The sequence below is a fragment of the Bacillus crepusculi genome, from assembly GCF_014764715.1.
GTDB lineage: Bacteria > Bacillota > Bacilli > Bacillales > Bacillaceae > Bacillus.
The window spans coordinates 470394-497207 of record NZ_JACXXE010000001.1 but is presented as its reverse complement, the minus strand read 5'-3'; the positions used below and the strand labels follow the sequence as shown (position 1 = coordinate 497207).

The 26814-nt window shown below is 40.8% G+C and carries 33 protein-coding genes; 23 read left to right on the top strand and 10 right to left on the bottom strand.

The genetic code is table 11. The features are described 5' to 3' along the window. Positions 1-84: 84 nt before the first annotated feature. On the top strand, positions 85-786 hold the full coding sequence (locus IEE86_RS02455; protein WP_191095789.1) for an AIM24 family protein: 702 nt from the start codon (positions 85-87) through the stop codon (positions 784-786). A gap of 35 nt (positions 787-821) precedes the next feature. Here the strand turns inward: IEE86_RS02455 and IEE86_RS02450 are convergent, their stop codons facing one another. Together IEE86_RS02450 and metA are read right to left on the bottom strand one after the other, a co-directional pair. Beyond that, complete coding sequence (locus tag IEE86_RS02450) at positions 822-1973, bottom strand: diglucosyl diacylglycerol synthase (protein WP_191095788.1); 1152 nt, start codon at positions 1971-1973, stop codon at positions 822-824. Positions 1974-2201: 228 nt separating this feature from the next. Then, entirely contained in the window at positions 2202-3110 is a 909-nt protein-coding gene (metA, locus tag IEE86_RS02445) for a homoserine O-acetyltransferase MetA (protein WP_191095787.1), read from the bottom strand. Positions 3111-3249: 139 nt separating this feature from the next. On the opposite strand from metA, the gene IEE86_RS02440 reads away from it, so the two are divergent. From IEE86_RS02440 to IEE86_RS02385, 12 genes are all read left to right on the top strand, one after another. Further along, a complete protein-coding gene (locus tag IEE86_RS02440; protein ID WP_191095786.1) occupies positions 3250-4932 on the top strand; it encodes a formate--tetrahydrofolate ligase in 1683 nt (560 codons plus the stop codon). A gap of 74 nt (positions 4933-5006) precedes the next feature. Beyond that, entirely contained in the window at positions 5007-5489 is a 483-nt protein-coding gene (locus IEE86_RS02435; RefSeq protein ID WP_191095785.1) for a glutathione peroxidase, read from the top strand. A gap of 1 nt (position 5490) precedes the next feature. Next, a complete protein-coding gene (locus IEE86_RS02430) occupies positions 5491-6114 on the top strand; it encodes an HD domain-containing protein (protein ID WP_191095784.1) in 624 nt (207 codons plus the stop codon). 30 nt (positions 6115-6144) lie between these two features. Further along, positions 6145-7284 carry a conserved virulence factor C family protein gene (locus IEE86_RS02425; RefSeq protein ID WP_191095783.1) on the top strand — a complete coding sequence of 380 codons (1140 nt, stop codon included), beginning with the start codon at positions 6145-6147 and terminating at the stop codon, positions 7282-7284. A 311-nt stretch (positions 7285-7595) separates the two neighbouring features. Then, on the top strand, positions 7596-9272 hold the full coding sequence (gene ilvD / locus IEE86_RS02420) for a dihydroxy-acid dehydratase (protein ID WP_191095782.1): 1677 nt from the start codon (positions 7596-7598) through the stop codon (positions 9270-9272). Between the two features lie 81 nt (positions 9273-9353). After that, positions 9354-9788 carry a BrxA/BrxB family bacilliredoxin gene (locus IEE86_RS02415; RefSeq protein WP_191095781.1) on the top strand — a complete coding sequence of 145 codons (435 nt, stop codon included), beginning with the start codon at positions 9354-9356 and terminating at the stop codon, positions 9786-9788. A gap of 66 nt (positions 9789-9854) precedes the next feature. Continuing rightward, positions 9855-10643, top strand: a complete 789-nt coding sequence (locus IEE86_RS02410) for a class I SAM-dependent methyltransferase (RefSeq protein WP_191095780.1) — start codon at positions 9855-9857, stop codon at positions 10641-10643. A 432-nt stretch (positions 10644-11075) separates the two neighbouring features. Further along, positions 11076-11693, top strand: a complete 618-nt coding sequence (locus IEE86_RS02405) for a YpjP family protein (RefSeq protein ID WP_191095779.1) — start codon at positions 11076-11078, stop codon at positions 11691-11693. A gap of 18 nt (positions 11694-11711) precedes the next feature. Next, a complete protein-coding gene (locus IEE86_RS02400; protein WP_191095778.1) occupies positions 11712-12239 on the top strand; it encodes a phosphatidylglycerophosphatase A family protein in 528 nt (175 codons plus the stop codon). 103 nt (positions 12240-12342) lie between these two features. After that, complete coding sequence (locus tag IEE86_RS02395; RefSeq protein WP_191095777.1) at positions 12343-13137, top strand: thymidylate synthase; 795 nt, start codon at positions 12343-12345, stop codon at positions 13135-13137. Beyond that, the gene (gene folA / locus IEE86_RS02390; protein WP_191095776.1) at positions 13134-13619 is read left to right on the top strand and encodes a type 3 dihydrofolate reductase; all 486 of its coding nucleotides are present in this window, start codon (positions 13134-13136) and stop codon (positions 13617-13619) included. The genes IEE86_RS02395 and folA overlap by 4 nt, the downstream gene beginning before the upstream one ends. Positions 13620-13638: 19 nt before the next feature. Continuing rightward, a complete protein-coding gene (locus IEE86_RS02385) occupies positions 13639-14262 on the top strand; it encodes a lysophospholipid acyltransferase family protein (RefSeq protein ID WP_191095775.1) in 624 nt (207 codons plus the stop codon). A gap of 34 nt (positions 14263-14296) precedes the next feature. Here the strand turns inward: IEE86_RS02385 and trhA are convergent, their stop codons facing one another. Both trhA and IEE86_RS02375 read right to left on the bottom strand, forming a co-directional pair. Continuing rightward, the gene (trhA, locus tag IEE86_RS02380; protein ID WP_191095774.1) at positions 14297-14935 is read right to left on the bottom strand and encodes a PAQR family membrane homeostasis protein TrhA; all 639 of its coding nucleotides are present in this window, start codon (positions 14933-14935) and stop codon (positions 14297-14299) included. Between the two features lie 13 nt (positions 14936-14948). Then, the gene (locus IEE86_RS02375; protein ID WP_191095773.1) at positions 14949-15917 is read right to left on the bottom strand and encodes a sigma 54-interacting transcriptional regulator; all 969 of its coding nucleotides are present in this window, start codon (positions 15915-15917) and stop codon (positions 14949-14951) included. Positions 15918-16099: 182 nt separating this feature from the next. On the opposite strand from IEE86_RS02375, the gene ilvA reads away from it, so the two are divergent. From ilvA to ypmT, 7 genes are all read left to right on the top strand, one after another. Continuing rightward, entirely contained in the window at positions 16100-17368 is a 1269-nt protein-coding gene (gene ilvA, locus IEE86_RS02370) for a threonine ammonia-lyase IlvA (protein WP_191095772.1), read from the top strand. Between the two features lie 36 nt (positions 17369-17404). After that, entirely contained in the window at positions 17405-17656 is a 252-nt protein-coding gene (locus IEE86_RS02365; RefSeq protein WP_191095771.1) for a YpmP family protein, read from the top strand. Between the two features lie 186 nt (positions 17657-17842). Beyond that, positions 17843-18685, top strand: a complete 843-nt coding sequence (locus tag IEE86_RS02360) for a DegV family protein (protein ID WP_191095770.1) — start codon at positions 17843-17845, stop codon at positions 18683-18685. Positions 18686-18709: 24 nt separating this feature from the next. After that, positions 18710-19300, top strand: a complete 591-nt coding sequence (locus tag IEE86_RS02355; protein ID WP_191095769.1) for an SCO family protein — start codon at positions 18710-18712, stop codon at positions 19298-19300. Between the two features lie 69 nt (positions 19301-19369). Continuing rightward, positions 19370-20131 carry an SGNH/GDSL hydrolase family protein gene (locus IEE86_RS02350; RefSeq protein ID WP_224740740.1) on the top strand — a complete coding sequence of 254 codons (762 nt, stop codon included), beginning with the start codon at positions 19370-19372 and terminating at the stop codon, positions 20129-20131. Positions 20132-20140: 9 nt separating this feature from the next. Continuing rightward, on the top strand, positions 20141-20707 hold the full coding sequence (locus IEE86_RS02345; RefSeq protein ID WP_191095767.1) for a YpmS family protein: 567 nt from the start codon (positions 20141-20143) through the stop codon (positions 20705-20707). Between the two features lie 24 nt (positions 20708-20731). Further along, positions 20732-20929, top strand: coding sequence for a protein YpmT (gene ypmT, locus IEE86_RS02340; RefSeq protein WP_191095766.1), 198 nt, complete (start codon positions 20732-20734; stop codon positions 20927-20929). A 28-nt stretch (positions 20930-20957) separates the two neighbouring features. On the opposite strand, the gene IEE86_RS02335 is transcribed toward ypmT, so the two are convergent. The 3 genes from IEE86_RS02335 to IEE86_RS02325 form a co-directional block, all read right to left on the bottom strand. Beyond that, positions 20958-21674: a DUF4397 domain-containing protein gene (locus IEE86_RS02335; protein WP_318010238.1), complete on the bottom strand. Its 717-nt coding sequence runs from the start codon at positions 21672-21674 to the stop codon at positions 20958-20960. Between the two features lie 68 nt (positions 21675-21742). Then, the gene (locus IEE86_RS02330; RefSeq protein WP_191095765.1) at positions 21743-22003 is read right to left on the bottom strand and encodes a DNA alkylation repair protein; all 261 of its coding nucleotides are present in this window, start codon (positions 22001-22003) and stop codon (positions 21743-21745) included. A gap of 53 nt (positions 22004-22056) precedes the next feature. Then, positions 22057-22488 (bottom strand): MarR family transcriptional regulator, encoded by a 432-nt coding sequence (locus IEE86_RS02325; RefSeq protein ID WP_191095764.1) that lies wholly within the window; start codon positions 22486-22488, stop codon positions 22057-22059. Between the two features lie 137 nt (positions 22489-22625). Here IEE86_RS02325 and msrA point away from each other — a divergent pair, with 137 nt between their 5' ends. Next, positions 22626-23162, top strand: a complete 537-nt coding sequence (msrA, locus tag IEE86_RS02320) for a peptide-methionine (S)-S-oxide reductase MsrA (protein WP_191095763.1) — start codon at positions 22626-22628, stop codon at positions 23160-23162. Further along, on the top strand, positions 23159-23590 hold the full coding sequence (msrB, locus tag IEE86_RS02315) for a peptide-methionine (R)-S-oxide reductase MsrB (RefSeq protein ID WP_191095762.1): 432 nt from the start codon (positions 23159-23161) through the stop codon (positions 23588-23590). Before msrA ends, msrB begins: the two co-directional genes overlap by 4 nt. A gap of 51 nt (positions 23591-23641) precedes the next feature. Here the strand turns inward: msrB and IEE86_RS02310 are convergent, their stop codons facing one another. Next, positions 23642-24670: a UDP-N-acetylglucosamine 4,6-dehydratase family protein gene (locus IEE86_RS02310; RefSeq protein WP_191095761.1), complete on the bottom strand. Its 1029-nt coding sequence runs from the start codon at positions 24668-24670 to the stop codon at positions 23642-23644. A gap of 335 nt (positions 24671-25005) precedes the next feature. On the opposite strand from IEE86_RS02310, the gene IEE86_RS02305 reads away from it, so the two are divergent. After that, positions 25006-25230, top strand: a complete 225-nt coding sequence (locus IEE86_RS02305) for a glycosyltransferase family protein (RefSeq protein ID WP_224740739.1) — start codon at positions 25006-25008, stop codon at positions 25228-25230. Positions 25231-25259: 29 nt separating this feature from the next. Here the strand turns inward: IEE86_RS02305 and IEE86_RS02300 are convergent, their stop codons facing one another. Together IEE86_RS02300 and IEE86_RS02295 are read right to left on the bottom strand one after the other, a co-directional pair. Then, positions 25260-26222 (bottom strand): CgeB family protein, encoded by a 963-nt coding sequence (locus IEE86_RS02300; RefSeq protein WP_191095760.1) that lies wholly within the window; start codon positions 26220-26222, stop codon positions 25260-25262. Positions 26223-26237: 15 nt separating this feature from the next. Then, complete coding sequence (locus IEE86_RS02295) at positions 26238-26639, bottom strand: hypothetical protein (RefSeq protein ID WP_191095759.1); 402 nt, start codon at positions 26637-26639, stop codon at positions 26238-26240. Between the last annotated feature and the right edge of the window lie 175 nt (positions 26640-26814).

The following is a 26814-nucleotide window of genomic DNA, read 5'->3' as shown; positions in this document are numbered from 1 at the left end:
TTTATATATAAAATAATCTGGTGTTTCGAAACCGAACGTATATCTTGTCCGTATATAAAAAAAATAAAGAAAGAGGTGCGCAGCATGAATCGTTATACGATGGATGAATTTGTTCAAAAAACCCAGCAAGAGGATAAAGGAGAAGGGGTCTTCGAGCTTGAAACGTCAAGACTTCTAGAAATTAATTTGACCGATACCATTTGGGCAAAAACAGGTTCAATGGTCTCCTATCGAGGCAAAATCAAGTTTGAACGCGAGGGCGTTTTTGAACATGGCGTCTCGAAAATGTTCAAAAAAATGTTATCAGGAGAAGGCACCTCACTTATGAAAGCGACTGGTGATGGAAAGCTATATGTTGCAGATCAAGGCAAAAAGATTTCGATTCTTCGTTTGGCTCAAGGTGAATCCATTTTTGTTAATGGAAATGATCTTCTTGCATTTGAACCGTCAGTCCGCTGGGATATCAAGTTGATGAAAAAGGTCTCTGGCATGCTTGCCGGCGGATTATTTAATGTCAAACTTGAAGGGCCAGGCTTGATTGCAATCACGAGTCATTACGAGCCGCTTACATTACTTGTTCAGCCAGGTGACTCAGTCTATACAGATCCAAACGCGACAGTTGCATGGTCAGGGGATTTGAAAACTGAATTTGTGACAGATGTTTCGTTCAAAACCTTTATTGGCAGGGGAAGCGGGGAGTCCATTCAAATGAAGTTCAGCGGAAGCGGCTTTGTTGTCGTTCAGCCGTTTGAAGAATTGTACACAACAAATGGGAATCAAGGCTAAAAGAAAAAAGGTGTCCGTCATTGACGGGCACCTTTTTATGATAATGCACGAGCATAAGTTTTGTTACTCGTGATGAGATCAGATTGTTCGACGATATCTTCCAAAATGGTTTGAGAAGATTGGTTTAAGTGCAGTTTTTTAATGTTTTGTTTCATTGCTTCTAATTTTTCTTCATCTTGCAACAAGTTGGTCACAGATTCTAAAATGTCTTCATGTCTGTTGATGACGATGGCAGCACCATGATCTTCAAAGAAAAGAGCATTTTCTTTTTCTTGTCCAGGGACAGGTTTGTAAAGAATGACTGGGACACCGATTGCTGTTGCTTCTGTTAATGTAATACCGCCTGGCTTTGTAATCATACAATCTGTTACTCTGAACAATTCATCAATTTGTTCCACATATCCAAGCGCCTTCAATTGATGTGGGTGTGCTTGTTCAAGCTCGCTAAGCGATTGTTTCAGCGCTGCATTTTTTCCGCATACAACTACAATTTGTACTTCACTGTCAAGAAGTAATGCTTCACATAATTCCTTCACATTTTTCAGTACACCATGAGCACCGGCCATGATGAGCAGGACCTTTTTGTCTGATGATAATCCATATTTTTTATAAATGATCGATTTTGGCACATCTGCTTCAAATTGTGGTCTAATTGGAATGCCTGTCACCTTGACATCGCTTGGATGTGTGCCGATTTCCACTAATTTTTGTTTCACATAATTGGTTGCAACATAGTATCGGTCAATGTTTTCATGTACCCAAATCTTGTGTAGACAGAAATCAGTCATGACATTAAATGTCGGAATCACTTTACCTGTTTTATTTCGGTATTCTGGCACAACAATCATCGGGAATGTAATAATAATGATGTCAGGATTGTGTAACTGAATTAATTCGTCGAGACGCTTATTTCCCATCTTTAAGTAAATGTTAAATTTGCGTTTATTGTAAATTTTATCTACACCGTAATAAAACAAGCGATAAAATTGTTTCCCAATGGAAAAGCTCTTCAAGTATAAATATTGAGTCACTTCTGACACAATGGGATTGGATTCTTGATACAAATTAGAAACGATTACATGTTCAAACCCTTGGGATTTACATTCATCATACAGTGTTTTTGCCACCTGCATATGTCCATTTCCATAATTTGCGGTCAAGATTAATATTTTTTTATTGGTATTCAAGAATATTCACCTCAAATGTAATCAACAACAACAAAACTTCGTACGAAAACTATTAATCTCATAGGTCTACATATACATAAAGATAACATATAAACAGTCAGAGCATATCATTCGTTACGAAAGAATTAAACTAATTTTAAAAAACAAACAGACTAAATTGATAATGGAAGACAGAGCCATTTGTATTTTAACACATTTTGACCATTTATCATCAGACCTCAGTCTATTTTATTCCCACACATATGGTGTTTCTTGATAAACATAATAATTAAGCCAATTCATAAACAGTAAGGTTGCATGGGCTTTCCAGCGATTCACTGGGACTAATGTGTCACCATCTTCTATAAAATAGTGGACGGGTTTTTTGACTGTATCATGCTTCAACAAATCCCGTTCATATTCCTGCTTTAATGTGTCTGTATCATATTCAGGATGTCCAGTTAAAAATACTTGTTTATCATCATCTGAAACAATTAAACAAACACCAGCTTCTTCAGACGTACTCAACACTTTTAGATTCGGTGTGTTTTTTAATTGTTCTGTATTAATATCTGTATGCCTAGAATGTGGGACATAGTATACTTCATCGAAACCTCTAACTAATCTTTCTTTTTTCTCTTTAACAAGATGCTCAAAAACACCAAATTTTTTCTCAGGAAGCTTTACTTTTTCAATACCATAATGGTGATATAGACCTGCCTGTGCACCCCAGCAAATATGAAGGGTAGAGGTCACATTGGTTTTGCTCCAGTCCAAGATGTCCTGCAGCTCTTTCCAATAGGAAACCTCTTCAAAACGTAGATGCTCAATTGGTGCGCCGGTGATGATCATTCCATCAAATTTTTTATGGCGAATCGATTCAAAGGTTGTATAAAATTCATCTAGATGCTCTCTTGATGTATTTTTCGGTGTATGTGTACTAGGAATCAAAAACGTAAAGTACACTTGCAAAGGAGAATTCCCGAGCATTCTCAGCAGCTGCGTTTCAGTTTGTATTTTTTTTGGCATTAAATTTAAGATCACGATATTCAAAGGACGGATATCCTGCTTGAATGCCCTTGTCTCATCCATGACGAAAATGTTTTCGCTCTCTAGTATTTGTTTTGCCGGCAGATGAACTGGTATATTAATAGGCAACTCGCCACCCCCTGAACCAAAGCTAATTTCACTTCATTATAGGAACTTTCTGGCGATATTTCAATGTTTCAATTATGTTACAATGAAAAATAGAGCAAAAAAGAATGCTGTTTCTGTCAAAAAAGGAGGCCGTTTATTTATGATCACGAAGCATTTATCAGATATTGACATTGCCCAAAAGGCTAAGCTGAGACCTATTCAAGACATCGCAGCAAAGCTGCAAATACATGACGAAGAATTAGAATGCTATGGTTTCACAAAAGCGAAAATATCTTTGACTATTTTTGACCGTTTAAAGGAACAAAAAGAAGGACAAGTGATTCTTGTGACTTCGATCAATCCAACGCCAGCAGGTGAGGGGAAGTCCACCGTAACAGTTGGTCTCGGTCAAGCCTTCGAAAAAATCGGAAAAAAAGCGATCATTGCCATGAGAGAGCCTTCACTAGGTCCTACAATGGGTATTAAAGGTGGTGCAGCGGGTGGCGGATATTCACAGGTGCTGCCAATGGAAGAAATCAATCTCCATTTCACAGGAGACTTTCATGCTATTACCTCTGCGCATAACGCCTTATCTGCATTTATTGATAATCATATCCATCACGGAAATGAACTCCGCATCGACGCGCGCCGGATTGTGTGGAAACGAGTGCTTGATTTAAATGACCGAGCTTTAAGACAGGTTGTTGTAGGGCTTGGAGGTCAATTAAATGGGTATCCTAGAGAAGACGGATTTGACATCACAGTTGCATCCGAAATGATGGCAATCCTTTGTTTAGCAGAAGACGTAAACGACTTGAAAAAACGTCTTTCTTCTATTGTTGTTGCCTATAATCAAGAAGGTGAGCCGGTTACAGTAGGTAGGCTTGGATATGAAGGGGTTCTCACCTTACTATTAAAAGATGCGCTCAAACCGAACCTTGTTCAAACGATTGAAGGAACTCCAGCCCTTGTTCATGGTGGCCCTTTTGCTAATATTGCACATGGATGCAATAGTTTAATTGCAACAAAGATGGCGGCGAAATTAGCAGATTATGTAGTGACAGAAGCTGGATTTGGTGCGGACCTAGGTGCGGAAAAGTTCTTGAACATAAAAACAAGAGCTGGTGATTTCAAACCTGGTGCAGTTGTTATTGTTGCGACTGTCAGAGCACTAAAGATGCATGGCGGAGTGCAGAAAACAGAGCTCAAAGAAGAGAATACACGTGCGGTATTAGAAGGTATACATAATTTAGAAAAGCATATTGAAACCGTGCAAGCCTTTGGTCTTCCATACATCGTCGCAGTGAACCGCTTTATAACCGATACAAAAGAAGAGATTCAGGCGATAGAAGATTGGTGCAAAACGCATGGACATCCAGTCAAAGCCGTGAATGTATGGGAGGAGGGAGGTGCTGGCGGGACAGCACTTGCCAAGGAACTCACAACACTCATTGAGAAAAATAAGAACAGCTTTTCCTATTTGTATGAGGAGAAAGATTCCATCGAAGAAAAGTTATCTAAAGTTGCCCAAACGGTTTACGGGGCAGATGGGATTACGCTCACCTCAAAAGCAAGAAAGCAGCTGGCAGCGATCGAGAAGAACGGATGGACTCATTTGCCGGTTTGTATGGCAAAAACGCAGTATTCTCTTTCAGATGATCCGGCTTTGATTGGCAGACCAAAAGGCTTTACCATTACGATTCGAGAATTAAAGCCATCTGTAGGGGCAGGCTTTATTGTTGCTTTAACCGGCAGCATTCTGACTATGCCTGGGCTGCCTAAAAAGCCTGCTGCGCTTGAGATGGATTTATTAGAAGACGGCAGTGTGACAGGTCTCTTTTAACCGGAAGCATAAAAAGCGATTTTCTAAAAAAAGCATGTTACGATAGGAAAAAGTGAATCCTAGGAGGCTATGAGATGTCAATTTATGATATTCAGGTCAAGACCATTAACGGTCAGGAAAAATCAATGGCAGATTACAAAGGGAAAGTGCTCATTATCGTGAACACAGCGAGCAAATGTGGACTTACCCCTCAATTTAAACAATTACAAGAGCTATATGATCAATATCATGAAAAGGGCCTTGAAATTTTAGGATTTCCGTGCAACCAATTTATGAACCAGGAGCCAGAAGGGGAAGAAGCGATTCAAGAATTCTGTTCATTGAATTATGGTGTGACATTCCCCATGTTTGCAAAGGTAGATGTCAATGGTGACAATGCACATCCGCTTTTCAAACACTTAACAAGTCATGCGAAAGGTGTGCTTGGTACGAAGACAGTGAAATGGAATTTCACAAAATTTATCGTCGATCAAAATGGGGAAGTCACTGAACGTTTCTCTCCTAAAACACCACCAAAAGAATTAGAAAGCTCGATCATTGCCTTATTAGGCAAATAACATGCATACGATCTTGCAACAAAAACAATTAGAGGCTGCTACCTCCTTTGTTTCAAATAAGCTAAAGAACGAGCCGACTGGACACGATGCAGCTCATATCGATCGCGTGCGCCTGCTTGCGGTCCATATCGCAAAGCAGGAAGGCGGCTCTCTTTTTATCATCGAGATGGCGGCGATTGTGCATGATTTAATCGATGAAAAGCTGTCAAGTGAATGGAAGCTTTCACCCCATCAGCTTAAGCGTCAGCTCCTTTTGTGGGAAGTGGACACGAGAGATATTCGATCTATCATGGATATCATTACAACAATGTCTTTTCGTCATCGTCATATGCAGCATAGGCCAATGACATTAGAAGGGGCCATTGTTCAAGATGCGGACAGGCTGGATGCGATAGGAGCAAGCGGCATTGCAAGAGTGTTTACGTATGCAGGCGTAAAAGGTGAGCCCCACTATACAAAGGGCTCGCAGCAGAGCTCAGTGCTGAAGCATATGGAAGAAAAATTGCTCAACTTAAAAGACTTGATGAACACCTACTCAGGAAAGCAGCTTGCTAACGAGCGGCATGAATTTATGTGTTTATTTATCAAGACGTGGAAAGAAGAATGCGGCCTTACAGATGAGTAGGGTCTTTATGTGTGCAAGGAGGATGTATAGATGAAAATAATAGCAATAGAACCGACACCAAGCCCGAATACGATGAAGGTCATTTTGACAGAGGCGCTTGCCGGCGGTAAAAGCAACAACTACAAAAAGGATCAAAAAGACGAAGCGCCAGAGATGATCAAGCGCATTTTAAATATTGAAGGTGTAAAAGGGGTCTATCATGTAGCGGATTTCTTAGCGGTCGAACGCAATGCAAAATTTGACTGGCAGGGTATTTTACAACAGGTCAGAGAGGCGTTTGGACAAGAAACAGAAGGTCTTCAACAAGGATCGCAGTCAGGCGATGACACATTTGGCGAAGTCAAAGTGTTCGTCCAAATGTTTAATGGGATTCCGATGCAGGTCAAGCTGACGGACGGTGAGAGAGAGGAGCGGTTTGGCATGCCTGAACGCTTCCAAGCAGCCATCTTAAAGCTCAGAAGCAGTTCAGACAATGTCGTGTTTGAACGTGTGTGGAAAGAACACGGCGTTCGTTTTGGGGAATTTGCTGATATTGGACAGGAAGTCACAGAAGAGCTTCAAGCAGCTTATGATGACGACCGTTTAGCCCGTTTAACAGAGGCAGTCAAGGAAGGACAAGAGGCTGTAGATAAACAGGTGAATCGCCAGGCATATGATGTTACAGAAGAAATGCTGCGCGAGGAAGACTGGAAAAAGCGTTTTGCCCATTTAGAACAAATGCAGCCAAAGCAAAAGGATATTCCGGTTTTAATGAAAGCAATGGAGGACCCAAAAACGTCCATTCGCAGACAGGCCGTTGTGAATGCTGGAATGATTGAAGATCCTGCGATCCTGCCTATTTTATATAAGGGGCTTGAAGACAAAACCGTCACGGTCCGCAGAACAGCTGGAGACTGTATTTCTGATCTTGGTGATCCTAGTGCGATAGAAGCGATGATCGCAGCATTAAAGGACCCAAGTAAGCTTGTCCGCTGGCGTGCTGCTATGTTCCTTTATGAAGAAGGTGACGAAACGGCACTTGAAGCATTAAAAGAAGCAGAGCAAGACCCTGAATTTGAAGTCAGTCTACAAGTGAAAATGGCGATTGAGCGGATTGAGCTTGGAGAAGAAGCGAAAGGCTCAGTGTGGAAGCAAATGACAGAAAGTAGAAAAAATGCATCAGAATCATAAGGGGATAAGCAAGCTGCCGATGAAAGGCAGCTTGTTTTCTCAATGACGCTTTTTTATAGACAGAAAAATTTTTTTAGAAAAATTATTTTGAATATTGTTGAAATATACGAAAAAACTCTATATAGTAGTACCAATATAGAATATTGGAGGTCAGATTTTATAACACGATCCTTGCTGAGCGCTTGCTTCAGCAGCCATATTGGTCATCAGTCAATCATAGGTGGCTAAATAAACAGAAAATTTGTAAAATAAAATCAACTCAAAATCATACAGTCAACTTAGACTTGTAGTATAGGAGGCTTTTTAAACAGATGGCAGAACTACGCAGTAATATGATTAAACAGGGAATTGACAGAGCACCTCACCGAAGCTTACTAAGAGCAGCGGGGGTAAAGGATGAGGATTTCGGCAAACCGTTTATTGCCGTATGTAATTCCTATATTGATATTGTCCCAGGACATGTCCACCTTCAGGAATTTGGTAAAATTGTTAAAGAAGCCATTCGTGAAGCTGGCGGGGTCCCATTTGAATTCAATACAATTGGGGTCGATGATGGAATTGCCATGGGGCATATCGGGATGAGATATTCATTGCCAAGCCGTGAAATCATTGCTGACTCAGTAGAGACTGTTGTGTCTGCACACTGGTTTGATGGAATGGTTTGTATTCCGAACTGCGATAAAATCACACCAGGCATGATGATGGCAGCAATGCGTGTGAACATCCCGACTATATTTGTCAGCGGCGGTCCAATGGAAGCGGGTAGAACAAGTGATGGCAGAAAAATTTCTCTTTCATCCGTATTTGAAGGCGTCGGTGCATACCAGTCAGGTAAAATTAATGAAGAGGAATTAAATGAATTAGAGCAGTTTGGCTGTCCAACTTGCGGATCTTGTTCAGGTATGTTTACAGCAAACTCAATGAACTGTTTAGCCGAGGCGCTTGGTATTGCACTTCCTGGAAATGGAACCATTTTGGCGACATCACCAGAGCGAAGAGAATTTGCGAAGAAGTCAGCAAAACAACTAATGGAGCTCATTAAAAAGGACATTAAACCACGTGATATTGTCACTGAAAAAGCGATTGATAACGCATTTGCATTAGATATGGCATTAGGTGGTTCAACCAATACGGTTCTTCACACATTGGCAATCGCAAATGAAGCGGGCGTTGAATATTCACTTGAGCGTATCAATGAAGTAGCCGAGCGTGTACCGCATTTATCAAAACTTGCACCAGCTTCCGATGTTTTTATTGAGGATTTACATGAAGCAGGCGGCGTGACAGCTGCGCTAAATGAATTGTCCAAAAAAGAAGGAGCTATTCATTTAGATACAATGACCGTCACAGCGAAAACGCTAGGCGAGAATATTGCGGGGCATGAGGTAAAAGATTATAACGTTATTTATCCAATTGACAAGCCTTTTACTGAAAAAGGCGGCTTAGCCGTTTTATTTGGAAACCTTGCGCCAGATGGAGCCATTATTAAAACGGGCGGGGTACAAGATGGGATCACGCGTCACGAGGGACCTGCGATCGTATTTGAATCCCAAGAGGAAGCGCTTGAAGGGATCATTAATCGAAAAGTAGAAGCAGGACATGTTGTCATTATTCGTTATGAAGGGCCTAAAGGCGGACCTGGCATGCCTGAAATGCTTGCACCCACTTCACAAATTGTCGGAATGGGGCTTGGTCCAAAGGTTGCTTTAATTACAGACGGCCGTTTTTCCGGCGCTTCTCGCGGGTTGTCAATTGGACACGTCTCACCAGAGGCAGCAGAGGGTGGACCGCTTGCTTTTGTTGAAAATGGCGATCATGTCGTTGTAGATATTGAAAAGCGTATTTTAAGTGTAGATGTTCCAGAAGAGGAATGGGAAAGAAGAAAAGCGAACTGGAAAGGCTTTGAACCAAAAGTGAAAACCGGATATCTTGCCAGATACTCAAAACTTGTGACATCAGCCAATACAGGCGGAATCATGAAAATTTAATCTGATATCGAACATTTGAAAATTGGCTCTCTCTATAGTATCCTTTATTCACAACATAAGGATTTTAGAGGGGGCTTTTTTATGTCAATGGCATATGAAGAATATATGCGTCAGCTCGTTGTACCAATGCGTCAAGAGCTGACAAGTGCGGGATTTCAAGAACTAACTACTGAAGAAGAGGTAGAACAAACAATGCAAGCAGCAGAAGGAACGACATTTGTAGTGGTCAATTCTGTATGTGGATGTGCTGCCGGCTTAGCACGCCCAGCTGCTACTCAAGCTGTGATGAAGGCAGAAAAAGCACCAGATCGAATTGTAACAGTATTTGCTGGTCAGGACAGGGAAGCCACGGCGAAAATGAGAGAATACTTCACAGACGTGGAACCATCATCTCCTTCTATGGCACTTTTAAAAGGAAATGAACTCGTTCATTTTATCCCTCGTGACGAGATTGAAGGTCATGAAATGGAAGACATCATGAAAAACGTCTTAACTGCATTCGAAAAACATTGCTAATACAAGTATTGAAATGTCCTGTGATCAGATCAGGGCATTTTTTCTTGATCATGATGGAGGAAAGACATGCTTATTACAACAAGCTTTAGAGCAAATGAACGAACGATTGAAATAGCAAAGGCACTTGCAGAGCAATTGCATGGTGAGTATGTAGAGCGGCGCAAACAATCCGTCAAACAGCTTGCGATCAAACGGGGAGACGTACTCGTTGTTGGGAAAGAAAGGTTCGAATGGTATCAGCCAAATGGTGAAAAGTTCTTCTTCCATCCAAGCTCAGCGATGTTTAGGGTGAAACGGCTTCTCCGCAGCGAAAAGGATCCATTGATAGAAGCAGCCGAGCTTAAGCCTGGTGATTCCTTTTTAGATTGTACACTTGGCTTAGGCTCAGATGCCATTACCGCAAGCTGCGTGGTAGGTCCTAACGGAAGGGTAGTCGGTATTGAAAAGAATCCTATTACGGCATTACTAGTGCGAGAAGGACTAAACACATGGGAGACTGGTGTAAGCGAGGCAGATGAAGCGATGAAACGGATATCTGTCATAAGCGGAGACAGTATCGAGCATTTAAAAAAATTGCCTGATCGTTCATTTGATATCGTCTATTTTGATCCAATGTTTGAGGAAACGATTCAAGAATCTACAAGTATAGCGCCGCTTCGTCATGCGGCAGAGCACCACTTTGACCACGAAATGGCCATGAAAGAAGCGATGAGAGTGGCGAAAAAAAGAGTGGTCTTAAAAGATCATTGGAAAAGTACTCGATTTACAGGAGACTCCTATCAATTTCAGGTGATGAAACGAAAAACAGCTCAATTTCATTATGGATATATTGAGAAAGAAAAAAGCCCTCACTAAGGGCTTTTCAGCGTGTAGACAAACCCTCGCATTCGGTGTCAGTCCTGCGCTCCGGTGCTCACGAATATCAAATTCGCTCCGCTCCGGTGCTCGTCCTTCCTAGACTTCAAAGGTTTTCAATCACGCTGAAAAGAAGACAAAGGGCTAAAATCAAGATCATTTTAGCCCTTTGTCAACAATCTGAAAAGCCCTCACTAAGGGCTTTTAATCAGTAATCTCCATATAGACAAAATAAAACAGTGTCAGCAAGGAAGCCGTGATGAAGAAACCTTCAAGCATATCCATTCCTCCCAGATTTTAGTCGTCGTCACTGTCATTGTAAACGTTTTATTATGAAAAAGAAAGTCTCAAATCGGTGACCAAATTGAATGACTGAAAATTCATTATATGCTAGAATAGCAGTATGATAACTTATGGAAGGAATTAGATATCATGAAGATGTGGATGAGAAAAACGCTTGTTGCACTCTTTACGATTGCAACTTTTGGTTTAATCTCTCCTCCGTCGGCTTTGATGACAGACAAGCCATCTGAACTTTCTTCTTCTGATAAAACGCCTTATACAGCTGTTTACGAGACATCAGATGAATTGCGCAGCTGGGAACTGACAGAAGAAGGCAGCAAAGAGCAGATAGATCCCTTTGAGCAATATAAGCAGGAGGTTCTATCAAGTGCAGAAAATCAATCCTTTCTCAAATTTGGTCATAAAATCACACCTGTCATTGAGGATGAGTACAGAGAAGAGATTCAACCGAAGATTGAACAAGTGTTAACCGACTTTTTAACAAATTTCAAAGATGATGAAAAATTTCAAGACGTTGTTTTAACTGATCAACCTTCAAGCGGAAATGGCGAAAAGATCTTCCACATTTACAATCGGAAGACCGGAGAAGATTTGCTCCGTTTTCATGTGAGAAGAGATCAGCCGCCACATAGCGGATATTGGTTTAACTTTCATTACCATACAGCAGAAGATGGATTCCAGACGCATCATGAACTCGGTAATATTTACTGGGACAAAAACACCCCGCCGAGCTGGATGAGCCACTAGAAGGAGATGTCATGCCAATTGAAAAAGTATACAATGAACGAAATGGTGCAGATTACAAAACAAATGTTAAACGAACGCGGAGTGAAAATTGAAGACATCGCACATATTGTGCTCAAGCTTCAAGAAAAATATCATCCGAATCTTCCACTTAGTGTCTGTATTGAAAATGTTGAAAAAGTACTGAAAAAAAGGGAAATTGTCCATGCTGTTTTAACAGGGCTTGCCCTTGATCAGCTGGCAGAAAAAAAGCTTTTGCCAGAACCTTTACAGCACTTAGTAGAAACAGATGAGCCGCTATATGGAATTGACGAGATTATTCCGCTGTCCATTGTCAATGTATATGGATCAATCGGTTTGACCAACTTCGGTTATTTAGATAAAGAGAAATTTGGGATTATCAGAGAATTAGATGAAGGTCGACCAGGAGAAGTACACACATTCCTTGATGATCTTGTCGCTGCGCTTGCCGCCGCAGCAGCAAGCCGAATTGCTCATTCACACCAAGATATTAAGGACGAAGAGCAGGATCGAGTGAATCAACTATAAAAAGAAAAACATGTCTGCTCATTATGCAGACGTGTTTTTTTGGTTTCAAGAAAAGCAGAAATAAGGTAAACTACAACAAGAACATAAATAAAGGATGAAAAAAATGAAACAATACAAAGAGTTATGCCGTCATGTATTACAGCACGGGGATGAAAAAGGTGACAGAACGGGAACTGGTACAATCAGCACGTTCGGTTATCAAATGAGATTTGATTTACAGGAAGGATTTCCTTTATTAACAACAAAGAAATTACACCTAAAATCAATCATTCATGAGTTACTGTGGTTTTTAAAAGGTGATACAAATGTCAAATATCTTCAAGAAAATGGTGTTCGTATTTGGAACGAATGGGCAGATGAGCATGGAGAGCTGGGCCGTGTGTACGGGGCGCAGTGGAGATCATGGGCTAGTGGAGACGGAGAGACCGTGGATCAGATCAGCAAGCTGGTTCATGATATTGAGCACAACCCGAATTCAAGAAGACTGATCGTCAGCGCTTGGAACCCGGGAGAAATTGATCAAATGGCACTACCTCCTTGTCATTGTTTGTTTCAATTTTACGTATCAAACGGAAAACTTTCCTGCCAGCTATATCAAAGATCGGCGGATATCTTTTTAGGCGTGCCGTTTAATATCGCTTCATATGCACTTCTAACGATGATGATTGCCAAAGTGACAAATCTTGAGCCGGGAGAGTTTATTCATACACTTGGCGATGCTCATATTTATCAAAATCATCTTCCGCAGGTGAAAATGCAGCTAGAGCGAAAGGAACGCACGCTTCCGCAGCTTCGCATCACAAGAGATGTAAAGAGCATTTTTGACTTTACGTTTGATGATTTTGTGCTTGAGAACTATGATCCGCATCCGCATATTAAAGGAGAAGTCAGTGTATGATTTCCATGATTGTGGCGACAGGAAAAGACAGAGTCATTGGTCAAGATAATCAAATGCCTTGGCATTTACCCGCAGATTTAGCTTATTTTAAAAAAGTCACAGGCGGCCATACCATTGTCATGGGCAGAAAAACATTTGAATCGATTGGACGAGCGCTGCCTAACCGCCGTAATATCGTTTTGACCACAAGTTCTTCCTTTGAAGCTGAAGGATGCGAGGTTGTCCATTCAATTGCGGACATTTTAGCAATCGGGAAGAACGAGAAAGAGTTATTTATCATTGGCGGGTCTAAGCTGTATGAGGAAATGATGCCATATGCGGATCGACTTTACATCACGCACATTCATCATGCTTTTGAAGGTGACCGCTATTTTCCTTACTACAATGAAGACGATTGGACGATTGTATCACGCGAAAATGGCCATAGTGACGTAAAGAACCCCTACAATTATGAATTTGTCGTATATGACAGAAAAGGATAAATGAGTAGGAGGAGTACGGTTGTTTCGTTATTGGTTTTTAATGATTTATGTTGTTGTATCCTTTTTAAAAAGTATGAGGCATTTGTACGATCATGAATTAACTGATCCGCGCATTTCCTATACGAAACGAATGCAGCTCATTCATGAGCATGCGAAAAGATTTGCCAGGGGATGTATTGATCAGTCAGGATCAGTGATGACCATCCATCAGCAAAAGAAGCTCCCAGATGGACCGGTTATTTATGTCACCAATGAGCTGAATCCGGTGACAACGACATTATTAATCGGGCACCTTGACAAGCCATTTGCTTTCATGGCGAAGCCGAATCTTTTTCGCTATCCCATCTTAAAACAATGGCTGATAAAAATGGCGGTTATACGTCAGAATCAGTCTGATGAGGAATTACTAGAAGAAGCAAAAGAAAGAATCATGTCTGGACAGAGTGTATTGCTGTCTGAAAAAAATCGTGCCATTGCAGAGACGCTTGCTGAAGATTTTGATCGTCCGCTTGTCCCGGTTGAAACAAGCGGTACGGATCGGCTTTTAACAGGGAAGATCATCAAAAGACTGCGTCCTGTCAATGTCGATATTCATATTAAAGCCCCTGTCATGATCAGTGACTACGCTCAAAAACGCGCATAGAAAAACCAGCATCCGATAGTGGATGCTGGTTTTTTCATGCAGAAGGGATATTGACACAATAGAATAGGATGCAGAAAAAGATTGACGCACTTCCGCCGAGCACAAAGCTGTGCCAAATTGCATGATGATAAGGGATTTTACGCCAAATATAAAAAATGGTTCCGACCGAATACAATAGACCGCCTAACAGCAATAGACCGAATCCTGCTCCCGTTAAATGAATGTAGAGAGGTTTAATGGCGATGATAATCATCCAGCCCATTAATAAATAAACGAGGGTGGAGACAATGATAAACCGTTTGACGAAAAAGATTTTAAAGACGATACCACCTGCAGCAAGAGCCCATACAATCGCAAGAAGCGTATAACCAAGTGCGCCCTTTAATGGTCCGAGTAAAAAGGGTGTATACGTACCTGCAATCAATACATAAATAGCCGAGTGGTCGAGGATTTCAAATACATCTTTTGTTTTTTTATGCTGAATGCTATGAAGCAGGGTTGAGCTTAAATAAAGCAGCAGCATAGAAGCACCAAATATCGAAAAGCTAATAATGTCAGTGACTGTGCCGTATTGAACAGCGAATAAAACGAGAAAAACAATGGCTGGAATGGATAAAATAACCCCAATGCCATGTGTAACGGCGTTTGCAATTTCTTCTTTTTTAGTAAACAATGAATGTCCTCCTTTATTGAACCGGTATATAACCATCAAGTGACTTCAGGAATGAAAGGCCTTCAAGTGTAATCTTCGTTCCAGCCCTGCCTTTTCCTTTTGTCACGTATGCTTTTTTCTCAAGATCATCTAATCGGCTTCTCACCTGCTGAGGGGTCAGCGGGATGTCACCTTGTTTGCTTAATTCAGACAAAATTCGTCTGCTTGCTGCTTCCCCTTTCTCGTTCAGTGATTTAATGGCTTCAAGTAAGAAAATAAATTCTTGTTTCTCCATAAGAGTGAGCTGGTGTTCTTCTTTTTTTCCTTTTCCAGCGGCGTCTTGAGGTAATAACACAAACGGCGGCAGGTGATGTAAGAAAACCGTTTGCCCCTCGAGAATCGCTGCAACGTAATGAACGATATTTTTGAGCTCTTGTACATTGCCTTCAAATGGATACTGCTGCAAAGTTTCCCAAACACTTGTATCAATGTCAGGCTGTATGCCCAGCTCTTTAAAGAAGGCAGTAGTTAAAGCAGGAATATCCGTTTTTCGTTCTGCTAAAGGCGGAATGGACAGATGGAGAACATTCAGACGATAAAACAGCTCAGGTAAAAAGGTAGATGAGACCCTCAATGCTTCTAATGATAAAGACGAAGAAGCGATCATTTTTGTTGCAGATGAAGTTTCTAGAAAACGAATGAGCTGATGCTGCATAGAAATACTTAATGCGCCGATTTCGTCTAAATAAAGAACTTGATTCTTCTTTTGAGTGAATGTTTTCTGTAAGGTCTCTTCATTCAGGACGGGGCAATACATATGTGTCAGCGGAGCGTGAGGTACAGATGCGTTTGCCATTTCTTGGGCAAATAATGTTTTGCCTGTTCCGATTTCTCCCGTTATCAAGACAGGCTGCTCGTTTTTCGCAAATTGTTTTGCCAAATGAATGGCGTGCTTCATATCTTGGTGCTCTCCATATATAGAAGTAAACGGATGTGTGGTCATCGGGTGATTCCTTTCTTTATGGTTCTAATTGGTTTAATTGTAACACCCAATTAAACCAAAAGTACAGAAAAACGAAAAAAGTTCATGAAATTTATGCTTGATCCATGATCTATTGGTTTATTTTTTGAATATTCATGTTATAATGACAAATTAAATAAGGTTAAAGAGAAAGGATCTTGTACATGAAACCGTTGCTCAAAGAAAACACGCTAATTCAAGTGAAAGACATCTTAAAAGCCCATCAAAATTTGAAGGATGTAGTGATTCATACACCACTTCAAAAAAATGAGCGACTTTCTGAACGATATGAATGCAATGTCTACTTAAAAAGAGAGGATCTGCAAGTAGTTCGTTCCTTTAAATTAAGAGGCGCTTTTAATAAAATGAGCCAGTTGCCAAAAAATAAATTAGAAAATGGCATTGTCTGTGCGAGTGCTGGAAATCACGCGCAAGGTGTTGCCTATTCTTGTAAATATTTAGGTATCCACGGAAAAATCTTTATGCCGGCTACAACACCAAGGCAAAAAGTATCTCAAGTGGAGCTTTTCGGAAAAGAATACGTTGAAATTATCTTAACCGGAGATACGTTTGATGATTCCTATCATGAAGCAGTAAAATGTGGAGATGAGGAAAAGCGCGAATTTATCCATCCGTTTGATGATTTGGATGTGATGGCAGGACAAGGAACAACTGCTGTAGAAATATTAAATGATATTGAAGTGGAGCCGCACTTTTTATTTGCAAGCGTCGGAGGTGGCGGACTGCTGTCTGGCGTTGGCACTTATATGAAAAACATTTCACCAGAAACCGAAATCATTGCAGTCGAGCCGCTTGGAGCCGCTTCACTGCATGCTTCCCATGAGAAGGGGGAGGTCGTGACGCTTGATTCGATTGATAAGTTTGTAGACGGGGCAGCGGTACAGCGAATTGGCGAAAAGACGTTTACGTCCCTTCAGTCTGTTGTCGATAAAATTAGCCTTGTACCAGAAGGAAAAGTATGTACAACCATTTTAGAGCTGTATAATCAATGTGCGATTGTAGCAGAGCCAGCAGGCGCCTTGCCGATCGCAGCATTAGAGGCGCATCGCGAGGAGATTAAAGGCAAAAATGTTGTCTGTATCGTCAGTGGTGGAAACAATGACATTGGCAGAATGCAGGAAATCAAAGAACGCTCAATGATTTATGAAGGGCTTCAGCATTACTTTATCGTCAATTTTCCGCAAAGAGCAGGAGCTCTAAGAGAATTTTTAGATGAAGTGTTAGGGCCAAACGATGATATCTCGCGCTTTGAATATACGAAAAAGAATAACCGAAGCAAAGGTCCCGCTCTTGTTGGCATCGAATTGAAAGAAAGAGATGACTATGCAGCGCTGATTGAGCGGATGAATAAAAAAGGCTTTCACTATGTTGAAGTGAATAAAGATCAAGATTTATTCCACCTATTTATTTAGGCTTAACAGATCATTGGAAAAGAGGATTGATCGTTTGTGCTGCTCAAAACAATATGTTTTAGACGGATGGATGGAGCTCAGATCAAGGTAACAGAAATTCCTGTTCTAAAGGGGGATGAGATGTATAGTTTCATGCTCTCCTTTAGACTGGAAGTGTTCTTGAAAAAAGTCTATGTATCTAAAGGAAAGAGAGATGTGTACTCTTTCAGGGAGTACGTGAAACGTAACGTCAAGTGGAGCACATATGAACAGATCTATCAGCAGCCTACACTGAAACACAATGCGTAAACAGGAATCTTTGTCAAAAGGAGTGAGCGGTCGTTTTGAATTGGCAGCTGCTCAGCTTGGCAAGGATTTTTTTGTGAAAAAAAGAAATTGTGACAATTTCAAAAACGTTAGGACAGTTGTTTTCAAGTGTGCAGGAAATAAGGTAATATCATAAGTAAAGACTAAGACAGCAAGGATGAGACGATAGTGAAATCAATTAAAATTGTAACAGATTCAACCGTAGATCTTCCCCAAGAGAAAATCAATGACCTTTCCATTCACGTGATTCCGCTCAATATCTCCATTTCTGGAGTTGATTATGTTGACCGGGTGAATTTACAGCCTGATGAATTTATTCATAAAATGGAGGCCGCTGAGGAATTGCCGAAAACGTCTCAACCTGCAATCGGTCAATTCGTCGAATTATATGAAAAGCTGACGGCAGATGGAAGCGAAGTCATTAGTATTCATTTGACCGGAGGAATGAGTGGTACTGTTCAAACTGCTGAAAGCGCTTCGAAAATGGTGGATGGAAACATCACGGTGATTGATTCAAACTTTATTTCCTATGGATTAGGGTTTCAAGTCATCAAAGCAGCACAACTTGCAAAAAACGGTGCAAGTCGTGAAGACATCATCAAAGAAATGGATAAAATCCGCCATAATACAAAGCTTTATGTCACAATTGATACATTAGAAAATCTCGTAAAAGGTGGAAGAATTGGAAGAGGAAAGGCGCTGATCGGCTCACTTCTTCACATCAAACCAATTGCCAGCTTAACAGACGGGGTATACACGCCGGAAGCGAATGTGAGAAGCTACTCTGCTCTTGTCCGCTATTTGACAAAACAGTATGTACAGGCGGTGAAAGGAAAAACCGTTCAGGCGATTGGGATTGCACATGCAGATGCATTAGAGCTTGCAGAAAAGCTGAAATCAGCGCTGCTCGATCACACACCTGATGCGCTTGTTGATATCGCCTACACAACACCGATTATTTCCTGTCATACTGGAAAGGGAGCCATAGGCTTTACTTTTTATACCGATTGATTTTAAAAAGGGGATGGGCATATCATGTATAGAAAAAGGGGAGCCTCACTTGGTGCGCTTATGATGATAAGCGTGCTTCTTTTAGTATCGTGTTCAAATGGACAAATCAAGGATGCGCTAAATTATCAAATACAGCCGTTCGAGTATGAAAATCAGGATGGGCAAAAGGTGTCACTAGATGATTTGAAGGGGAAAGTATGGGTGGCAGATTTTATTTTCACAAGCTGTGAAACGATCTGTCCGCCTATGACTGCTCATATGACAGAGCTGCAAAAACGGTTACAAGAAGAAAAATTGGATGCGCATATCATTTCCTTTAGCGTGGACCCAGAGGTGGACTCACCGAAAAAGCTAAAGGAATTTGCCAAAGCATATCCTTTGTCCTTTAAAAATTGGGATTTCCTCACAGGTTACTCGCAGTCAGCAATTGAAAAATTCGCGATGAAAAGCTTTAAAACCATTGTGAAAAAACCTGAGGATGAAGACCAAGTCATTCATCAATCACTATTTTTCCTTGTCAATCAAGAAGGGAAAGTGATGAAAAATTATGATGGCATGCAAAATACACCTTATGATGACATCATCAAGGACATCAAAACGCTTAACCGAAGCTAGCATAAGGATGTTCAAATGAGCGAAAACATGATACACTTTTTTAATCAGAAAAAGGAGGGACATCATCGTTTGAAGGCTCGTTTGATTTTGATTGTGATGTCTCTAGCTTTTGTTCTTTCTGCATGTTCCGCGCAAGAGGCTGGCATAAAGGATAAACTAGAAGACACACAAAACGTAAAAGAACATATTACCATTGCAGCGGTTGGAGATTCCTTAACAGAAGGAATCGGAGATCAAAATAAAAAGGGATATGCAGGCATCACCCGTGACAAAATAGAAGCGGTGGACGGCGTGCAATCTGTTACATTAAAAAACTATGCTGTTAAAGGCAGTAGAACCGTAGATTTATTAAAGAGATTAAAAGAGAAAAAAGTGCAAGATGGACTGAAGGACGCTGATTATATTTTCTTTACGATAGGCGGAAATGACTTAATGCATGTCGTTCGTCAAAATGTGCTCAATTTGACTTTTGCTCCTTTTCAAAAAGAGCAAGGTCCATTTGAGGAGCGCTTTAAAACCATTCTTGCTCAACTGAGAGAACATAATGACCATGCGAAGATCATGTATGTAAGCATGTATAATCCTTTTAAGTTCAGTCTCACTGAGCTGAAGGACATTGATGAAGTCGTCAAAGACTGGAATGCCGTTGCCAAAAAAGAACTGAAAAAAGACGGCAACGCTGATATGATCAATGTGGCAGATTTATTTGAAGAAGATTCTGATGAAAAATTATTGGCAGATGATGATTTCCACCCAAACCAAAAGGGGTACTCTCTTATGGCAAATCGTTTATTCTCAGAAGTGAAAAAAGAAGGACTGCCGAAGGAATAGGGTGAACATATGAAAAAATGGAAAAGCTTATTTTTTATTTTACTTGCCATCAATCTATTGATTGTTCTTGCCTGCGGCATTTTGATGCTTCTGCCAGGCGGTCAATCCGCTTCAAAAAAGGAAGCGAAAAGCGAGTATGCATTTAATATTTCTAGCTCAAAAGAATCGCTGACCAGCTTTGTAAATGATTATTTGAAAAATCAAGGAACAAGCGATATGCCAGACTTTCATGTTGAGATTGATCAAGATGTGAAAGTAACAGGGGCAATTAAAGCCTTCTCTTCAACCATTGATGCAAACGTCTCATTTATCCCAACTGTTGAAGATAATGGTGATGTGCTGCTAAAAGTGAATGATTTTTCAATTGGGCAATTAAGCATTCCAATCAGTTTTGTTTTAAGCTATATGGGTCAGTTTTATGAACTGCCAGAATTCGTTCATGTGAAACCAGACCAAAAAACGGTGGAAGTGCGCCTTTCAGAAATGCCGCTGACGAATGATATGTATGTCAAAGCGAACAAAATTGATCTAGAGAACGATGAAATCGAATTCTCATATTATCATCCAAAGCAATAGAACGTGTTAGTCAGGAGTGAAATCATGAAGCGAGTCTATCAATATTTTAGTTTACTGTCATTTTTATTTGCTGCATACTTTGGCATTACGGCTGCCAATGATTTAAAAGCAGAAAATATCGATCAGTTTTACTTAAATATTGCCTACTGTGCATTATTTTTAGGCATCATGATTCTTGCTTTTGATTTTCAAAAGCAAGAAAAAGCTGAAGATGTCTCGTAAAGAGCCTTTTCCATGTGGAAAGGCTCTTTTATATTTGGTGAGACAAGGCCACCTTCGCCATGAGCTCTGGCTCCCCGTTTGCAAAACCATGAAGCAAAATGAGGTATGCGCGTTTTGTTTGCAGGTGAACTTTTGGGATATCAAGCAGTACACTTTGAGTACCAGCGGCCTTTAATTCAAAATGATATTTATTCGGGGAGAAATGATGAATGTGGGTACTGTTTACATAATCAAGCTTCTTCGATAGGATCCCTTGGTCTCGTTCATATATATCTATAGAAGGGAGGTCCGGAGACAGCTGTACAAATGTAAGTGCTGACAGGTCTTCTTGTTTGATCACAGGGTCCTGCTGCTCAGTCAGCAGTGCAAAGCCTGCACGAGCGCCTGTGATACATAGTGTGTACACCTCGCCGCTCTTAAATCGAATGCGAGAATGAAGAACTCTTTCATTTGTAGCCAGTTTGAATACTTCTATTTCATACATTCCCTCATCCCACTCCATATAAGCGGTCAAATGGCTGTAAGGCATCGTTTTCATTACCTGCTTCCGGTTCACATAAACAGCGAGCTCACTTAGATCTGGTGCAGCGTGAAATAATCGAATAAAGGCTTTTGATGAATGGCTGCTTTGAAGATGCTCGTAGGTGTCAGCGAATGGCCGATATGGAAAGTCATGATAAAAGAGCTGCTGCATGTCATCAATCCCTTCTTTCTCATACGATGGTGTTTTTTGTAGCGTATGCACGAAAAAGGCGATCTGTATAGGCAAAAGAAACATAGAAAAAAGCCTGACGGAAACGCCAGGCCTTCATGTTAAGAAGGAGAAGAATATTGATGATATTCAGCCAGCTTAATAAATGTTTTTTCATCCTCAATTAAACCGCAAACGCCGCACTGAACTTTGATTTCTGGACCTTGATAGCTCATGTGAAAAGGAGAAAGCTGACCTTTTTCGTATGTTTCGACAATTGCTCCAGTCGCCGGATCAAGCTTCACAGGTTCTGAAAGCTGCTCAATCAGATTAAAGCGCGTTCTGTTGGTTTTACAGTTTGGACATAGATAAGGGCTTGTCATGGTTCATGCACCTCTTTTTATCTGTAGCATGTCCTTACCGCTTAAATCTATGCTTAATCTCTTTGACTTTTATCCAGCTTTTTGAATAATTTGATCATCGTTTTGAGCTCTTCATCATCAAATGATTCAAATCGTTCCATAAAGTATTCTGTTTTCTTTTTCTCGAAATGCTCAGTAATTTCCTTACCCTTATCGGTTAAGTGGATTTTGATGATGCGGCGATCCTCTTTTGAGCGGATACGAGTGATCCAGCCTTTTTCTACAAGTGTGTCGGTCACTGCTGTAATATGGCTTGCTGACACCCCAAGAATTGAAGCGAATTCCGTTACTTTTTTTGCACCTTGCTCACGGAGTAGATTTAAAATGAGAAATTCATTCCGAGACAATTCGTTTTCGAGCAGGCTGTTAATTTCATAACGTATCTGCTTAAATACGGTTCTCAGTAAAGTATCCATTTCATACATCATTTGTTTTCTTTGTTCCAATCATTAAACCCCCATCATATTTGTAAGATACGACAGAATGCTTCTGTCATTTTAGGTACACAAGTCGTATCATTTTCATTATTTTCTATCATGTTATAATATGATGATACCATTTTTTAAATGAAGGGGGCACTAATATGTCTGAAAAACAAGAATTAGCCACATTTGCTGGGGGCTGTTTCTGGTGTATGGTTAAACCTTTTGATGAACAGCCGGGCATTATCAAAGTTGAATCAGGGTATACTGGCGGACATACAGTGAATCCGACCTATGAGGAAGTATGTACAAATACAACGGGGCATAGAGAAGCCGTTCAAATCACATTTGATCCTGACGTTTTCCCGTATGAGAAGCTGTTAGAACTGTATTGGCAGCAAATAGACCCAACAGATGATGGCGGGCAATTTGGTGATAGAGGAGAGTCTTACCGCACCGGTATTTATGTTCACCATGAGGAGCAGCGAAAGCTCGCAGAAGCTTCGAAAGAGCAGCTCAGTCAAAGCGGAATTTTCCAAAAGCCAATCGTTACAGAGATTTTAGACGCTGGTCCTTTTTATCCCGCAGAGGAATATCATCAGCATTATTATAAAAAGAACAAAATGCACTACGAACGATATCATGTCGGTTCGGGTAGAGCGGGTTTTATTGAGTCCCATTGGAGTGATAAATCATGACAAACGATAAAGAAAAGCGTCTAAAAGAATTAAACCGGATGCAGTACGAGGTCACGCAAAACAATGGCACTGAACCGCCATTTCAAAATGAATTTTGGGATCATAAAGAAGAAGGGATTTATGTGGATATCATTTCAGGCAAGCCACTGTTTTCTTCGTTCGATAAGTTTGATGCCCATTGCGGATGGCCAAGCTTTACAAAACCGATTGAAGACGAGGAAGTAGAGGAGAAGGTTGATACGAGTCATGGTATGGTGCGGACAGAGGTTCGTAGTAAAACAGCGGATTCCCACCTCGGTCATGTCTTCCCCGATGGACCAGGGCCAAACGGTCTTCGGTATTGTATTAACTCAGCCGCTTTGAGGTTTATCCGAAAGGATGATCTTGAAAAAGAAGGTTACGGTCATTTGACACATCTATTTGAATAATTGATTTAAAAATCGTCACATGGAAAGCATTTGCTTCCGTGTGACGATTTTTTATTTTTTATGATGCGTGTGATGTAATTGTTTGATGATCTGGAATAGCTTCTCTTTTGTAATGAGCGGTGCTTCATTTGATGTGTAATTGGTCAAATCGACTTTTTGAAAGGCAGGATGCAGATGTGGTCTCGGTAAGATCGCATAAAATTGTTCATGTTCAAACAGTGCATCTGCCTCGTGAGGGAATGTGAGCTCCTCGTGAAGTTTTTCTCCAGGTCTTTTCCCGACGACGAGAATATCAGGAGATGCTACGTTGATTTGACTGGCATATTCCTGAAATGCTTTTAGTAGATCAGCAAGCTGTAATGACTCCATCTTGAGAATGAAGGTTTCGCCGCCTTTCATCATGATCGCTGCTTCAAGTGTAAGGGATACAGCCTCTTCAATGGACATAAAAAAACGCGTCATATCAGGGTCTGTCACAGTCAAAGGCTTCCCGTTTAACAGCTGCTGGAGCATGATCGGAATGACCGAACCTCTTGAGCCAAGCACATTGCCAAAGCGTACAGAGCAAAACCTGGTTTTTTGATTTGGAATACTTTCGTTTGCTTGGAAAAATAGTTTTTCTGAAATCAATTTTGTTGCACCCATGGCATTTGTCGGAGAAACCGCTTTGTCGGTTGAAATGTTGACGACATGACTGACTTCATGTTCGATCGCTGCTTCAATAATATGCTGCCCGCCGATAATATTGGTTTGAACGGCTTCAAATGGATTATCTTCACAAGTGGGTACTTGTTTTAAGGCTGCTGCATGAAAAATCATATCAACACCTTTGACGAGCTGCCTCACGCGGCTTGCATCCCGCACATCGCCAAGAGCAAATACGACCTCAGGATGCTCTACATACTCACTTTTCATCATGTATTGTTTGCTGTCATCCTTGCTGAATACAATGATCCTTTTTGGAGAGCATGCTGTTAACTTTTTCACGATTTGCCGGCCGATCGAACCCGTACCGCCTGTGACTAAAATCGTTTTGTCACGAAAAAAAGTTTTCAAACTCGTTTCTATCTGTTTTGACATATCCAATCCCCCTACTCTCATTTCTCTACTTTGCATCATATGTGAAAGAGTAGGAAATGTTTGAGGAAAAGAACCACTTGATCAATAAATTAGGTGAACAGATTATAAACTTCGTTCGAATTTTTAATAGAATATGGAGAGATAAAAGAAACATTAGAAAGAACGAGAGATTCCACCGGTTCAATATTGCCATCAGTTCAAGTGCCTGTTAAAAAGGGAGGGGGCCTTTTCGAATGCACCTTGAGCTGCGTGCGAGAGGAGAAGAACATATATGTATTGGGGAAATCGTATTTTAGCCTTGATACCAGCTTTTCGTAAGGAGCAAGATCAGCACGATGAACACATTGTCCGAACACCCTTATACGTATGGCCGTCTAAATGGCGCTGTATATGCTTTTCATGCTCATTATGCGAAAGAATGCATACACTCCTTTTTAGAAGGATCTGTTGGAGCATATTTGATGGATCAGACACACTCACTTGTTGTGAAAAGTGAGGCAGACCGGAAAGCGGCAGCAAAAGTATTATTGGCTCGTCGGGATGTGGAAGGAACAACGTGAGGTGAGTATAAATAAGAAAAAGCGCCAGTTCATAGGGCGCTTTTTGCCATCTCATATAATCTGTATGGCAGTGTATCAAACGTATTCCAGCAAACGACTTGTTCATAATTTTGTAAGGCGATCGACCGTCTTTTCTCCTCATTTGATACATAATAGTCGACTTGTTCAATCAAATCGTCTTCATGAGTATAAAAGGCAAAGCTTGAAAATGCATCTGACGGACGTATATCCGTCAATTGAAAGCTTCCGTTTGCAGCGATATCAAACGCTCTGTTGTTCAGACTTATATTTTGAATCAGGGCTTTGTTTCGGTTATAGGCAAATTGAGCAGGTCTATGCGGATTTAGGACAATGGCTGACTGCTCATAAAGTTCGGCCATTTGCTGAGGACTCAGCCAATTGGTCATGAGTGTCAGATCACGATACCGTCTGCGTAATTTATTTAAGTGACGGTGCCATTCCTTGCCTGCAACGAGTATTCGCCATTTGTGCTGATGTAATAGCGCATTTATTGCGGTGATGCGATTTGGATAAGGATAACCAATGAGAGCGATGTCATAGTTGAATGACTCTGCTGGCGTCATTTTTTTCTGAAATATATGTGTGTTGGTCGGAATGGGAAAGTAGTGCGCGTGATCAACACCTAATTGTTTGTAAAAAGGCAGTGTGCCTTCGTCAATCGTTAAAATCATTTGTGCATCAAGCGCGCAGGCGGCTGACACATCTGTATAAAAAGGGTCTTCTGTCATCCATAGGATGACGGGGAGCTTTTCTTGTTTGAATAGCTGAAGCGCTTCTTTTGGAATACGATCGCCGATCATCATGAAAACAAAATCCGGAGTAAATGTCCGGGTTTTGTGCATGTGTGACTGTAGAGATTCTCTTTCCATCTTGATACATGAAAAGGGTGAATCTATGAAGCTTTCTTCTACCCATTGATCAAACATTTGATAGATCCCGCCGTAGCCAGAGCTGATATAAAGTAGCTTCATGATAATTCTCTCACATTAAGTTGTGAATGTAACACTTTCAACTTTATCTACATCTAATAGAGTTGTTGCAGAGCCAGTAGGTGTAACGGAACTTTCCTGTGTCACAAAAACGATACCAGCTGAAGCATCGAATGCTACAAATTGAACTGGGCCAATTAAGTCTCCAGAATCCATCACAATACTAATGACCGTTCCTGGTGTAAGTCTTGCGAAAATCCATCTTGCTCCTTGAGATGAATCAAGTGTTGCAGCAGCGTCTGAAGATGATGCTGCAGCTGCGACTTCGCTTAATAAATCGTTTAATTTATTTTCCACTTCTGCACCTCCCTCTTCGAGATTCACTGTTAATGCATGACTAAGCGGCTTAAAGAATAGTTTCAATAGCTCTTTTTTTAACTCGGTACGATTGTTGCTCATTTTATCCCCATCCTTCCTTCAACAATTGAAATACGCCACTATGTATTATATGCCGTTCATTTTTTTTGGTATAAGCAGAATGCTCATTCCTTGGTCTTTTTTCATTTCATCATTTCACACATTTTTAAAAATAGTTTCAAATGTTATGTCTAAATGATGAGATCTTCATACTCTA

What these genes read in the sequence shown, in the direction of transcription:
- IEE86_RS02455 (WP_191095789.1), top strand. Translation starts at nt 85, where the DNA reads ATGAATCGTTATACGATGGATGAATTTGTTCAAAAAACCCAGCAAGAG.
- IEE86_RS02440 (WP_191095786.1), top strand. Translation starts at nt 3,250, where the DNA reads ATGATCACGAAGCATTTATCAGATATTGACATTGCCCAAAAGGCTAAG.
- IEE86_RS02435 (WP_191095785.1), top strand. Translation starts at nt 5,007, where the DNA reads ATGTCAATTTATGATATTCAGGTCAAGACCATTAACGGTCAGGAAAAA.
- IEE86_RS02430 (WP_191095784.1), top strand. Translation starts at nt 5,491, where the DNA reads ATGCATACGATCTTGCAACAAAAACAATTAGAGGCTGCTACCTCCTTT.
- IEE86_RS02425 (WP_191095783.1), top strand. Translation starts at nt 6,145, where the DNA reads ATGAAAATAATAGCAATAGAACCGACACCAAGCCCGAATACGATGAAG.
- ilvD (WP_191095782.1), top strand. Translation starts at nt 7,596, where the DNA reads ATGGCAGAACTACGCAGTAATATGATTAAACAGGGAATTGACAGAGCA.
- IEE86_RS02415 (WP_191095781.1), top strand. Translation starts at nt 9,354, where the DNA reads ATGTCAATGGCATATGAAGAATATATGCGTCAGCTCGTTGTACCAATG.
- IEE86_RS02410 (WP_191095780.1), top strand. Translation starts at nt 9,855, where the DNA reads ATGCTTATTACAACAAGCTTTAGAGCAAATGAACGAACGATTGAAATA.
- IEE86_RS02405 (WP_191095779.1), top strand. Translation starts at nt 11,076, where the DNA reads ATGAAGATGTGGATGAGAAAAACGCTTGTTGCACTCTTTACGATTGCA.
- IEE86_RS02395 (WP_191095777.1), top strand. Translation starts at nt 12,343, where the DNA reads ATGAAACAATACAAAGAGTTATGCCGTCATGTATTACAGCACGGGGAT.
- folA (WP_191095776.1), top strand. Translation starts at nt 13,134, where the DNA reads ATGATTTCCATGATTGTGGCGACAGGAAAAGACAGAGTCATTGGTCAA.
- IEE86_RS02375 (WP_191095773.1), bottom strand. Translation starts at nt 15,917, where the DNA reads ATGACCACACATCCGTTTACTTCTATATATGGAGAGCACCAAGATATG.
- ilvA (WP_191095772.1), top strand. Translation starts at nt 16,100, where the DNA reads ATGAAACCGTTGCTCAAAGAAAACACGCTAATTCAAGTGAAAGACATC.
- IEE86_RS02355 (WP_191095769.1), top strand. Translation starts at nt 18,710, where the DNA reads ATGTATAGAAAAAGGGGAGCCTCACTTGGTGCGCTTATGATGATAAGC.
- IEE86_RS02345 (WP_191095767.1), top strand. Translation starts at nt 20,141, where the DNA reads ATGAAAAAATGGAAAAGCTTATTTTTTATTTTACTTGCCATCAATCTA.
- ypmT (WP_191095766.1), top strand. Translation starts at nt 20,732, where the DNA reads ATGAAGCGAGTCTATCAATATTTTAGTTTACTGTCATTTTTATTTGCT.
- IEE86_RS02330 (WP_191095765.1), bottom strand. Translation starts at nt 22,003, where the DNA reads ATGACAAGCCCTTATCTATGTCCAAACTGTAAAACCAACAGAACGCGC.
- msrA (WP_191095763.1), top strand. Translation starts at nt 22,626, where the DNA reads ATGTCTGAAAAACAAGAATTAGCCACATTTGCTGGGGGCTGTTTCTGG.
- msrB (WP_191095762.1), top strand. Translation starts at nt 23,159, where the DNA reads ATGACAAACGATAAAGAAAAGCGTCTAAAAGAATTAAACCGGATGCAG.
- IEE86_RS02310 (WP_191095761.1), bottom strand. Translation starts at nt 24,670, where the DNA reads ATGTCAAAACAGATAGAAACGAGTTTGAAAACTTTTTTTCGTGACAAA.
- IEE86_RS02305 (WP_224740739.1), top strand. Translation starts at nt 25,006, where the DNA reads ATGAACACATTGTCCGAACACCCTTATACGTATGGCCGTCTAAATGGC.
- IEE86_RS02300 (WP_191095760.1), bottom strand. Translation starts at nt 26,222, where the DNA reads ATGAAGCTACTTTATATCAGCTCTGGCTACGGCGGGATCTATCAAATG.
- IEE86_RS02295 (WP_191095759.1), bottom strand. Translation starts at nt 26,639, where the DNA reads ATGAGCAACAATCGTACCGAGTTAAAAAAAGAGCTATTGAAACTATTC.